Here is a 12164-nt window from a genome sequence, read left to right on the forward strand (position 1 = left end):
AACCGAAACCTTAGTCAACCTCGGCCCGTTACCCGCGCCCGGCGCAGGAGCTACGGCCCCGGCCCGATAGGCTGGCGATCCCATGTCCGAAGCCTCCGCCTCCCACGCCGCCGACCGCCGCGACCTGACCGCGGCGCAGCGCAACGCCGTCGCCGAACTGCTCCGCGTCTCGCCGGTCGCCGACGAGCTGGGCCGGCGTTTCGCCCAGGCCGGTCACGAACTGCACCTGGTGGGCGGCTCGGTCCGGGACGCTCTGCTCGCCCGCCTCGGTGAAGATCTGGACTTCTGCACCGACGCCCACCCGGACCAGACCATCCGGATCATCCGCGGCTGGGCCGAGTCGATCTGGGAGACCGGGCGGGAGTTCGGCACCATCGGCTGCCAGCGCGACGGGCTCCGGCTGGAGATCACCACCTTCCGCGCGGAGGCGTACGACCAGGTCAGCCGGAACCCGGTCGTCGAGTACGGGACCAACCTGGTCGACGACCTCAAGCGCCGGGACTTCACGGTCAACGCGATGGCGGTCAGCGTTCCGGATCACCGGTTCACCGACCCCTACGGCGGCCTGGCCGACCTGGCCGCGAAGATCATCCGTACCCCTGGCACGCCGCAGGAGTCGTTCCGGGACGACCCGCTGCGGATGCTGCGCGCGGCCCGGTTCGCCGCTCAGCTGCGCTTCTCGGTCCACCCGGACGTCCGCGCGGCGATGACCCGGATGGCCGCCGACCTGGACCGGATCACCGCCGAGCGGATCCGGGACGAGTTCACCAAGCTGCTCTGCGGCGCCGACCCGATCACCGGGCTGCGGCTGCTGGTCGACACCGGGCTGGCGGAGCGCTTCCTCCCGGAGCTGACCGGGCTCAAGCTGGAGATCGACGAGCACGCCCAGCACAAGGACGTCTACGAGCACACGCTGACCGTGGTGAGCAACGCCATGTCGATGGAGGAGGCGGGCTGCGACTTCGTGCTGCGGATGGCCGCGCTCATGCACGACGTCGGCAAGCCGGCCACCAAGGCGGTCGGCCCGGACGGCCGGGTCAGCTTCCACCACCACGAGGTGGTCGGTGCCCGGTTGACCAAGGCCCGGATGAAGGCCATGCGCTACCCGAAGGACGTCACGTCCCAGGTGGTCAAGCTGGTCGGCCTGCACCTGCGTTTCTACGGGTACGGCCGGGGCGAGTGGACCGACTCGGCGGTCCGCCGGTACGTCACGGACGCCGGTGACCTGCTGACCCGCCTGCACAAGCTGACGCGCTCCGACTGCACCACCCGCAACCGGCGCAAGGCGGCCCAGCTCGCCGCCGACTACGACGCGCTGGAGGAGCGCATCGCCCGGATCGCCGCCGACGAGGACCTGGCCCGGGTCCGCCCCGACCTCGACGGCAACGCGATCATGGAGCTGCTCGGCGTGCCGCCGGGGCCGCTCGTCGGTCGGGCCTGGCAGCACCTCAAGGAGCTGCGGCTGGAGCGCGGCCCGCTGGAGCGGGACGAGGCGGAGGCCGAGCTGCTGCGCTGGGCCCGGGAGCAGAACGTCCTCGGCTGAGGCCGGCGACCGGCGACGGCTGACGACGATACGCCGGCGTGTCGACCGAAAGGTTGACGCGCAACGGTCGATGTCTCCCGCATGATGTTGGTCATCACCGGCCTCCCGATCCATAGGTGAGGCGTTGCTGATCGCATCCGCCCGTCCGATCCGGACGGTCGCTGGACACGGGGAGATTTCTCAGTGAGACGCCACGGCGCCCTGCGCCGCTCTGCGCTGGTGGGGCTCGCCCTCACCTCGGCTACCTCCGTCATCTGCGCCGCCACCGGCGGCCCCGCCCTGGCCGACCCGAGCGACCCGCCACGAGCCGCGGTCCGGGGCGCCGGCTCCGCCGAGGCGGTGCCGGACCGCTACATCGTCGTCCTGAAGAACGGCAAGGCCACCCCCGCCCAGGTGCGGGCGAGCGCGTCGGCGCTGGCCGACGAGCACGGCGGCTCGGTCCGCCGGGTGTTCAGCAAGGCGCTGCACGGCTACTCGGCCACCATGAACCGCCGGCAGGCCGAGAAGCTCGCGGCCGATCCCGACGTCGCCTACGTCCAGCAGGTCCAGCGCTGGTCCGCCAGCGGCACCCAGACCACCCCGCCCTGGGGCCTGGACCGGATCGACCAGACGAAGACGAAGACCGACAGCAAGTACACGTACCCGGCGACCGGTGCCGGCGTGACCGCGTACGTCATCGACACCGGCATCGACATCGCCCACCAGGACTTCGGCGGGCGGGCCAGCAACGGCTACGACGCCGTCGACCAGGACAACGTGGCCCAGGACTGCGACGGCCACGGCACACACGTGGCCGGCACCATCGGCGGCACGAAGTACGGCGTGGCCAAGGACGTCAACCTCGTCGCCGTGCGGGTGCTGGACTGCGAGGGCAGCGGCACCTCAGAGCAGGTCCTCGCCGGCATCGACTGGGTGACCACCAACGCCGTGAAGCCGGCCGTGGCCAACATGAGCCTCGGCTTCGGCGGCACCGACCAGGCGGTCAACGACGCGGTCACCCGCTCCATCGCCTCCGGTGTCACCTACGCGGTCGCGGCCGGCAACAGCATGCAGGACGCCTGTGGCGTCTCCCCGGCGAACGTGCCGGCGGCCATCACGGTCGGCGCCACGGACCAGGTGGACTTCCGGGCCTGGTTCTCCAACTACGGCCGCTGCCTCGACACCTTCGCGCCGGGCACCGGGATCGTCTCCGCCGCCATGGGCACCACCAACGGCTCGGTGGCCATGAACGGCACCTCGATGGCCTCCCCGCACGTGGCGGGCGCCGCCGCGCTCCTGCTGGAGGCGCACCCGACCTGGACGCCGCAGCAGGTGCGGGACTCCGTCGTCACCACCGGCCTCGGCGGCGCGGTGCACGACACCATGGGCTCCATCGACCGGCTGCTGCACGTCGGCACGGTGCCGACCGCCCGCGGCTCGTACGGCCTCAAGGCCCGGGTCAACGGCCGCTACGTGACCGCGGAGAGCGCCGGCACGAAGCCGCTGATCGCCCGGGGCACCAGCATCGGGGCCTGGGAGAAGTACGACGTGGTGGACGCCGGCGGCGGCCTGTTCGGCCTGCGCGCCCGGGTCACCAACAAGTTCGTCACCGCGGAGAGCGCGGGCGCGAAGCCGCTGATCGCCCGTGCCGCCTCGATCGGCGCCTGGGAGAAGTTCCAGATCATCGACAACACCGACGGCACGATCAGCCTGAAGGCGGCGATCAACGGCCGGTACGTCACGGCGCCGAGCACCACCTCCCCGCTGATCGCCAGCAAGACCGCGATCGGCACCGCCGAGAAGTTCGACTTCGACGCGCCCGCCCCGATCGTCGGCATCAAGTCGCTGGCGAACAACATGTTCGTGACCGCGGAGAGCGGCGGCGCCAAGCCGCTGATCGCCCGCTCCGCGACCGTCGGTGCCTGGGAGAAGTTCGAGATCGTCAGCGTGGGCGACGGCTTCTTCGGTCTCAAGGCGCTGATCAACGGCAAGTTCGTGACCGCCGAGAGCGCCGGCGCGAAGCCGCTGATCGCCCGGTCCGCCTCGATCGGCCCGTGGGAGACGTTCGACTTCCTCGACTACAACCCGGACGGCTCGATCTACCTGCGGGCGTACGTCGACGGGCAGGCGGTCACCGCCGGCAGCACCGGCACCAGCCAGCTCATCTCCAGCCGCACCATCGACTGGAACAGCGAGACCCTGGGTCTCGGCATCGGCGAGAAGTTCGTCGTCGCGGTCATCTGACCGGTCACAGCTCGGCGCCCGCCGGAGTTCCCCGAGGAGGGGGTCCGGCGGGCGCCGTCGTTTCCGTTCCGGGTCAGCGTTCCACGGTGCTGCCGTCCACCGCGGTCCGGCCGTTGCCGGTGGACGCGCTGCCCAGCTTGGCGAGCAGACCGGCCAGGTCGATGCCGGTGAGGTCGCTGCCGAGCTGGAGGCCCTGCGCGACGTTGCCGGCGACCGACTTGGTCAGTGACGAGGCGCCGTCGGTCGAGATGACCGTCATCTTGTCGATCGCGCCGATCGGAGCGCTGGCCGCCTCGACCACCTGCGGCAGCACCTTGACCAGCAGGTCCAGCACGGCGGCCTCACCGTACGCGGCGAACGCCTCGGCCTTGCGGGCCATCGCGTCGGCCTCCGCCTGACCCCTCGCCAGGATGGCCGCGGCCTCGGCCTGACCCTCGCGCTCGACCGCCTCGGCGATCGCGGAACGCCGGCGCTGCTCCGCCTCACCCTCCTTGGCGCCCTCGATCGCGTTCGCCTCGGCCAGCGCGGCCCGGCGGGCCCGCTCGCCCTCACCGGTGAGCCGGGCCTGCTCGGCCGCGGCCTGCGCGGCGGCGATGGTGGCCTGCCGCTGCGCGTCCGCGCTGAGCACCGCCGCGTTGCGGGCCGCCTCGGCCTCCTGCTCGACCTTGTAGCGGGCCGCGTCGGCCGGCTTGCGCACCTCCGTGTCGAGCTGACGCTGCTTCAGCTCGGCGTTGCGCTCGGCGACCTTCTGCTGCTCGGTGAGGATGGCCTGGTCCCGCTCGGCCTGGGCGAGCGGGCCGGCCGCCGCCGACTTCGCCTTGGCCGCGTCGATCTCGGCCTGGATGGCCGCCTGCTTGAGCGACAGGTTCCGGTTCGCCTCGGCGATGGCCTCCTCGGCGAGCAGCCGCTCCTGCTCGGCCTGCTGCCGGGCCCGCGCTTCGGCGATGGCCGCGTCCTTGAGTACCCGGGCCGCCTCGGGCCGGCCGAGGTCGGACAGGTAGGACCCCTCGGCCAGGATGTCCTGGAGCTGGAAGGTGTCCAGCACCAGGCCCTGGTTGGTCATCGAGTGCTCGGCCTCCTCGGCGACCGCGCTGGCGAACGCGGCGCGGTCCCGGATGACCTCCTCGACGGTGAGCCGGCCGACGATCGAGCGCAGGGCGCCGGCCAGCACCTCCCGCGTGAAGTCCTCGATCTCGTCCTGCTGGTGCAGGAACCGCTGGGCGGCCGCGCGGATGGCGTCCTCGGTGCCGCCGACCTTGACGATGGCCACGCCGTGCAGGTCCGTGCGGATGCCCTGCTTGCTCACCGCGCCCTTGATGCCGACGTCGATCCGCCGGCTGGACAGGTCGAGGGACTGGAGCTTCTGTACCACCGGCAGGACGAAGACCGATGCGCCGAGCACGACCTTCTGCCCCGACATGTCGGTGGAGCGTCCGCCGTCGGCGGTCTGGGTGGTCCGGCCCTTGCGGCCGGTGACGATGAACGCCTCGTTCGGGCCGGCCACCTTGATCCGGGAGAGCACGAAGAGGACGAGGACGACGGCGAGGAGAACCGCGCCGCCGATGGCGACGAGCAGGGGCATGGGAGTTCCCGTCTGTGCTGGGGGAATCAGTAGGTCTCGACGTGCACGCTGGTCTCGCTGAGCGCTTCGACCACGAAGATCCGGGCGCCGACCGGGATGGCGCGGTCGGCCCGGGCGTTGAGTTTGACCGGCTGGCCGGCGAGGCGTACCCGGACCTCGCCGTAGCCGTCGGCGGGGACCGGGGTCACCACCAGGCCGATCGCGCCGACCAGGTGGTCCCGGGTCGGCGTGGCGTCCGTGCGCATGTTCCGGGCCGCGCGGCTGAGCCGGGCCGCCAGCCAGCCGGTGGGCACGGCGGCGAACGCGCCGCCGGCCACCGCCGCCGCGATCATCCCGGGGGTACGCCCACCGAGCAGCTCGTTGACGATCGCGGCGCCGAAGCCGAACGCTCCGGTGAACCCGGCGACCGCCTCCAGCGACACCGGCCCGTCGACGTCCGGATGGCCGAGGTGCAGCACGCCCGACCCGAGCAGGGCGAGCGTCAGCACCGCGACCCCCGCCCCGCCGATGATCAGGAAGATGAGCGTCCCCGTGGCCACGACCTGCACGGTATCGATGTCGCGCAACATCAACGACCGACCGAACGGTCAGCGGGGAGCGACACTCACCTCAAGATCGACCAGCTGCTTCGGCAGTGCTGGCGGACCAGCTCCCGGCCGGACGGGTCGGCGAGCGACGCGCAGCAGGGCTCCTCCCCGTTCCTTGACGAACGCGGTGCACTTCCGTCGACCTCAGCCATCGCCCACCTCCACAGCCTCAGACGCCCGGGGCGGGAGGAACTTCGCCCCATGGCGCGGGACAATGGGCGACATGCGTTGGACCGTGCTCGACTCACCGATCGGGGAGTTCTCCGTCGGCACCGATGACGACGCCGTCCGTGGGGCGCACTTCGGGCGGGTGGCGTCGGCGACCGACGAGCCCCACGACGAGGTCGCCCGGCTGGCGGTGGCCGAGCTGCGGGCGTACTTCGCCGGTGAGCTGACCGGGTTCACCGTGCCGGTGGTGGCGCCGCGGGGCTCGGAGTTCGAGCGCGCGGTCTGGCGCGAGATGACCCGGATTCCCTACGGGGAGACGAAGACCTACGGCGAGGTGGCGAAGGCGGTCGGCGACCCGGGCGGGGCCCGGGCGGTCGGGGTGGCCTGCAACCGCAACCCGATCCCGGTGCTCGTGCCCTGCCACCGGATCGTCGGGGCGGGCGGCAAGCTGGTGGGCTTCGGCGGGGGGCTGCCGCGCAAGGTGACCCTGCTGGAACTCGAGGCGGCCGTGGCGCTGCGGCGAGCCTGGTCCTGACGTACGCGAGAAGAAGGCCGGGTCCGTGCGGACCCGGCCTTCTTCGGTGTGCTCAGCGCGTCAGCGCTCGACCTCGCCGGCGATGAACGCCTCGACGGCGGCGTGCGCGTCGTGGTCGGCGTACTGCTTCGGCGGGGACTTCATGAAGTACGAGGACGCGGAGAGGATCGGGCCACCGATCTTCCGGTCCAGCGCGATCTTCGCGGCCCGGACGGCGTCGATGATGACACCGGCCGAGTTCGGGGAGTCCCACACCTCGAGCTTGAGCTCGGCGTTGAGCGGGGTGTCACCGAAGGAACGGCCCTCCAGGCGGATGTACGCCCACTTGCGGTCGTCCAGCCACGGCACGTGGTCGGACGGGCCGATGTGCACGTCGCTCTTCTGCATCTCGTGCGGGATCTGGGAGGTCACCGACTGGGTCTTCGAGATCTTCTTCGAGACCAGGCGGTTGCGCTCCAGCATGTTCATAAAGTCCATGTTGCCGCCGAAGTTGAGCTGGTACGTGCGCAGCAGCTCGACACCGCGGTCCTCGAAGAGCTTCGCCAGGGCGCGGTGCACGATGGTGGCGCCGACCTGGCTCTTGATGTCGTCACCGACGATCGGCAGGCCCGCGTCCTCGAACTTCTTCGCCCACTCGGGGTCGGAGGCGATGAAGACCGGCAGCGCGTTCACGAACGCGCAGCCCGCGTCGATCGCGGCCTGGGCGTAGAACTTGTCGGCCTGCTCGGAGCCCACCGGCAGGTAGGAGACGACCACATCGACCTGCGCGTCGCGCAGCGCCTGGGCCACGTCGACCGGCTCGGCGTCCGACTCCTCGATGATCTCGCGGTAGTACTGGCCGAGACCGTCGAAGGTCGGGCCGCGCTGCACGGTGACGCCGGTCGGCGGCACGTCGCACAGCTTGATGGTGTTGTTTTCGCTGGCCACGATGGCCTCGGCGAGGTCCATGCCCACCTTCTTGGCGTCCACGTCGAACGCCGCGACGAACTTCACGTCGGAGACGTGGTAGTCGCCGAAGGTGACGTGCATGAGACCCGGGACGCGGTCGTTCGGGTCGGCGTTCCGGTAGTACTCCACGCCCTGCACGAGGGACGAGGCGCAGTTACCCACACCGACGATGGCGACGCGGACGGAGCCCATAACGTCTGCCTCCTTCTTCTTTCATCACGGCCGCTCTTTCCTGGACTCTCCAGGTGGGGGCGGGCTGTCGTTATCTCGTCGGCCGCCGGCCGTCCCGGGTTGGGGGACCGTCGGGGCCCGGCCGGAGCGCTCGTTGGCGATGAGCTCCTCCAGCCAGCGGACCTCGCGCTCACAGGCGTCGAGCCCGTGGCGTTGCAGTTCCAGGGTGTACGCGTCGAGCCGCTCGGCCGCCCGGCCGAGCACGTCACGAAGGCCTTCGCGACGCTCCTCGATCTTTCGACGACGACCTTCCAGGATCCGGAGCCGGGTGGCCTGGTCGGTCCGGGCGAAGAACGCGAAGTGCACGCCGAAGCCCGTGTCGTCGTACGTCTCGGGTCCAGCCTGCGCTATGAGCTGGGCGAAGCGTTCCTTGCCCTCGGCGGTAATGGTGTAGACCACCCGACCGCGTCGGCTGGTCAGCGCGGGAACCTCCTCGGCGGTGGCGGGTGTCTCGGCGGCCTCGGTGATCCATCCCGCCGCCTGCAGCCGGCGCAGGGTCGGGTAGAGCGAGCCGTAGCTGATCGCCGCCCGGATCGCGCCGAGCTTGGCGGTCAACTCCTTGCGCAGCTCGTAGCCGTGCATCGGAGCCTCCTGCAGGAGGCCCAGGATGGCGAACTCGAGCACGGGCCATCCCTTCTTACCCCCGGCGCGGAGCGGTAACCGCCGCGATGTATCGGTCCGATACATCGCACGTTAGCGGAGACGCATGATCAGGGCAAACCCTCGATTCCGCGGTTCTGTCGTCACGGATCGTGACGGTGGTCGCCTCGCCCCGCCGGACCGCGTACCCTTTCCCGCATGCGTACGCAGCGCCAGGTGGTCGACTACTCGCTCCAGAAGCGAGCGGTGCTGCGTGAACTCCTCACCGGGCGGATCGGCACCTACGACGTCTGCGACGCCTCGCCGTACCTGAAGAACGCCGCTCGCTTCCACGGTGAGCCCACCGACGAGCGCTGCCCGATCTGCCGCAGCGAGAACCTCATCCACGTCCACTACATTTACGGCGACGAACTCAAGCAGTCGGCCGGGCAGGCGCGCACCCGTGCGGAGTTGCCGGTCCTGGCCATGACGCTGCGTGAGTTCCAGGTGTTCGTGGTGGAGGTGTGCCCCGGCTGTGACTGGAACCATCTCGTCGAGCAGTTCCTGCTCGGCCGGGACGGGCTGGCCGGCGGCACGGAGGACGCGGCGGAGCAGGAGACCGCGACCGGCTCCACCCCTCGGCGAAGGCGAGAGGCGCAACGGTGAACCCGGCTGTCCCGATCGAACCCGGCCCGACCCCAGGGCGGGACGACCGACAGCTACCAAGTCTGATAATTCCGATTAGCTCGGATTTGACGCCCACGCCCTGGCATGCCCGGGGTGTAGCGTCTCGTGTTCCAGCTCACGGCAACCCGGTGGCGGCGCTGCGGCGCCCCACCGCGACCGGCAGGGTGTGAGGAATGAACTACGGCGATCCCAGTTCTTCGCGTGGGCGGGCCCAGATCCCGGGCCCGAACGGCGACCCGCACGGGAACGGCTGGTCCTCCGGGTCGGAGGGCGCTGCGTCGGCCCGGGCCTCCGTGACACCGCGCGGCTCCGGATCCGGCGGCCGGGCCTCGGTCGGCGGTGCCGCCCCGGCACCCCGTGGTGTCGCAGGCTCGGCGTCGGTGGGCCGGGCCGGGCCGGGGCGCGCCTCGGTGCCCGTCTCGCCGGCACCCGGCGGGCGGGCTTCCGTGCCGGTGTCCCCGGGGGCACCGGCCGGGCGTGCGTCCGTCGGCGCGGCGAGCGTCGGCACGGCCGGGCGGGCGAGCGTCGGCTCGGCGGCCGTGGGCGGCCGGGCTGCGGTGGCCCGTGCCGGCGTTCCCGGCATGGCCGGCGGCGGCCCCGGTGGGCCCGGCGGTCCGACCGGCCCCGGCCGGGGTGGTCGCGGCGGGCGCGGGGACGATCCGGCGTCGCGGGCCCGGGCCAAGAAGCGCCGGCGCATCAACATCATGATCGCCGGGTTCGCCGTCTTCATCATGCTCGCCGGCATGGGCGTGGTCGGCTTCACCTGGTATTCGCAGAAGGTGCCGCTCCCCGAGGACACCATCCCGCCGCTGTCCACGACGATCTATGACAGCACCGGCAAGAACCCCATCGCCAAGATCGGTGACCAGAACCGGCAGCTGGTCACCATCAACCAGATCCCGGAGTGGGTGCAGCACGCCGTCGCCGCGGCCGAGGACCGGAACTTCTACCGGCACTCCGGGGTGGACTACAAGGGCATCGCCCGGGCCGCCTGGAACAACATCAGCGGCGGCGACAAGCAGGGCGCCTCGACGATCACCCAGCAGTACGCGCGCAACGCCTTCGACAACCTGAACCAGGACACGTACGGCCGCAAGGTGAAGGAGGCGATCCTCGCCTCCAAGCTGAACGACAAGTACGACAAGAAGCAGATCATGCAGCACTACCTGAACGTGATCTACTTCGGCCGCGGCGCATACGGCATCCAGGCGGCGGCGCAGACGTACTTCAAGAAGGACGTCTCGAAGCTGACCGTGGCGGAGGCGGCCGTGCTCGCCGCGCTCATCAAGCAGCCCGAGCCGAGCACCACGCACAAGGGCTACGACCCGGCCATCAACCAGCAGGCCGCGCTGGACCGGTGGAACTACGTCATCAACGGCATGATCGCCGAGAAGTGGCTCGACGCGCCGAACATGCCGCAGCACCCCACCGAATACCCGACCAAGACGCTGCAGAAGCCCTCGAAGACCAACGGCGGTTTCGGCATCGACACCCCGTACGGCAACGTCGTCAACTACGTCTCGCAGGAACTGCGCGAGATGAAGCTCTGCACCGACAACGAGGCCGAGGTGACCGAGAGAAAACCGCTCTGCTCGAAGGCGCTGAGTCGGGGCGGCTACAAGATCACCACCACCATCGACAAGAAGATGCAGGAGGCGGCGCTCGCCGCCGCCCAGCGGGCCAAGAAGGGCTCCGAGCTCTACGGGCAGCCGAAGAACCTGATGGCCGCCGTGGTGTCGATCGACCCGGAGACGGGTCGAGTGCTCGCCTACTACGGTGGGGACAACGGCACCGACTTCGACTACGCCGGCAAGAACATCGACAACGGCGTGTTGAGCGGTGGCCACTCGCCGGGTTCGAGCTTCAAGATCTACACCTTGGCCGCGGCGCTCGACAACGACATCTCCATCAAGTCCCGCTGGAAGGGCAAGGCCTTCACGCCGGAAGGCTTCAAGGATCCGATCAGCAACGCGGGCGATCCGGACCCGTCCTGCCACGACTCGTGCACGCTGGAGAAGTCCACGCTCCTCTCGTTGAACGTACCGTTCTGGCACGTCACCCAACAGATCGGCCCGGACAAGGTCGTCGACATGGCCAAGCGCGCCGGTATCAGCACGATGTGGCGGACGGACACGACCCCGGCGAAGCCGTACGACCTCACCAAACTGAAGGGCTCCGACGTGGCCCCGGAGCCGTTCTACTACAACGTCGGCTTCGGCAAATACCCGATCACGGTGCTGGACCACGCCAATGGCGTGGCGACCTTCGCCAACCGGGGCGTCTACAACAAGGCGCACTTCGTCAAGCTGGTGCAGAAGCAGAACACCGTCACCGGCAACTGGGAGAAGATCGGCGGTGAGAAGCTCGGTGGCCAGCAGCGCATCCGAGCGGACGTCGTAGCGGACGTCACGGCGGTGCTGCAGCAGTATCCGGCACAGGTGAACCGTCGACTCGAAGACGGCCGCAAGGCCGCCGAGAAGACCGGTACCTGGGAACTCGGCGACCCGAAGGACCCGCTCGCCAACGGTGATGCCTGGATGATCGGCTTCACGCCGCAGCTCGCCACCGCCGTCTGGGTCGGCAACAAGGACGCCCGCAAGGCGATCGAGGACAAGAACGGCAACAAGATCAGTGGTGCCAAGATGCCCGGCGCCATCTTCCAGCGCTTCATGAACGAGGCGCTCAAGGGCAAGGACAAGGAAGACTTCCCGCCGGCCGCACACATCGGGAAGGACGACGCCGGGAACGGCGAGCAGCCGCCGCCGGAGGTGCCGCTGCCGGGCCAGCAGCCGGGCTGCGACCCGCTGGGCCTGTTCTGCCCGGGCGGCAACGGTGGCAACAACGGTGGCGGGAACGACGGCGGCGGCAACACCGGGCCGGGCAACCCGCCGGGGCCGGGTGGTGGTCGCGGCGGCGGCCTGCTACCGAGCACATCACCCACCCGCCAGACGTACTGACATCACGGCTCACGGCGGCGGGGGGGGGGCCCGGGGGGGGGGGGCCCCGCGCGGGGGGGGCGGGCCGGGCCACGGGGAGGGGGCGGGGGACTGAAGAGAACACTAGAGCAAAAAAAACCACAAA

Annotated in this window: 9 protein-coding genes; 5 read left to right on the forward strand and 4 right to left on the reverse strand. The window is 70.5% G+C overall.

Features of this window, described 5'->3' with window-relative positions; translation table 11 throughout:
* Positions 1-82: 82 nt before the first annotated feature.
* Complete coding sequence (locus ABZW14_RS26165) at positions 83-1543, forward strand: CCA tRNA nucleotidyltransferase (protein ID WP_355351277.1); 1461 nt, start codon at positions 83-85, stop codon at positions 1541-1543.
* A gap of 183 nt (positions 1544-1726) precedes the next feature.
* Positions 1727-3766 carry a S8 family serine peptidase gene (locus ABZW14_RS26170; protein ID WP_355351279.1) on the forward strand — a complete coding sequence of 680 codons (2040 nt, stop codon included), beginning with the start codon at positions 1727-1729 and terminating at the stop codon, positions 3764-3766.
* A gap of 73 nt (positions 3767-3839) precedes the next feature.
* Here ABZW14_RS26170 and ABZW14_RS26175 read toward each other — a convergent pair whose 3' ends face one another.
* Positions 3840-5348, reverse strand: a complete 1509-nt coding sequence (locus ABZW14_RS26175; RefSeq protein ID WP_355351281.1) for an SPFH domain-containing protein — start codon at positions 5346-5348, stop codon at positions 3840-3842.
* A 26-nt stretch (positions 5349-5374) separates the two neighbouring features.
* A complete protein-coding gene (locus tag ABZW14_RS26180) occupies positions 5375-5917 on the reverse strand; it encodes a hypothetical protein (RefSeq protein ID WP_355351283.1) in 543 nt (180 codons plus the stop codon).
* Between the two features lie 241 nt (positions 5918-6158).
* Here ABZW14_RS26180 and ABZW14_RS26185 point away from each other — a divergent pair, with 241 nt between their 5' ends.
* Positions 6159-6638, forward strand: a complete 480-nt coding sequence (locus ABZW14_RS26185) for a methylated-DNA--[protein]-cysteine S-methyltransferase (protein WP_355351285.1) — start codon at positions 6159-6161, stop codon at positions 6636-6638.
* A 60-nt stretch (positions 6639-6698) separates the two neighbouring features.
* Here ABZW14_RS26185 and ABZW14_RS26190 read toward each other — a convergent pair whose 3' ends face one another.
* Positions 6699-7778 carry an inositol-3-phosphate synthase gene (locus ABZW14_RS26190; protein ID WP_148429151.1) on the reverse strand — a complete coding sequence of 360 codons (1080 nt, stop codon included), beginning with the start codon at positions 7776-7778 and terminating at the stop codon, positions 6699-6701.
* Between the two features lie 24 nt (positions 7779-7802).
* On the reverse strand, positions 7803-8441 hold the full coding sequence (locus tag ABZW14_RS26195; protein ID WP_355351287.1) for a PadR family transcriptional regulator: 639 nt from the start codon (positions 8439-8441) through the stop codon (positions 7803-7805).
* Positions 8442-8615: 174 nt separating this feature from the next.
* On the opposite strand from ABZW14_RS26195, the gene ABZW14_RS26200 reads away from it, so the two are divergent.
* Positions 8616-9062, forward strand: coding sequence for a DUF5318 domain-containing protein (locus ABZW14_RS26200; RefSeq protein ID WP_154229238.1), 447 nt, complete (start codon positions 8616-8618; stop codon positions 9060-9062).
* A gap of 194 nt (positions 9063-9256) precedes the next feature.
* The gene (locus ABZW14_RS26205; protein ID WP_355351289.1) at positions 9257-12040 is read left to right on the forward strand and encodes a transglycosylase domain-containing protein; all 2784 of its coding nucleotides are present in this window, start codon (positions 9257-9259) and stop codon (positions 12038-12040) included.
* Positions 12041-12164: the final 124 nt, after the last annotated feature.

This window comes from Micromonospora sp. NPDC004551, from assembly GCF_040609975.1.
In the GTDB taxonomy this organism is placed as follows: Bacteria; Actinomycetota; Actinomycetes; order Mycobacteriales; family Micromonosporaceae; genus Micromonospora.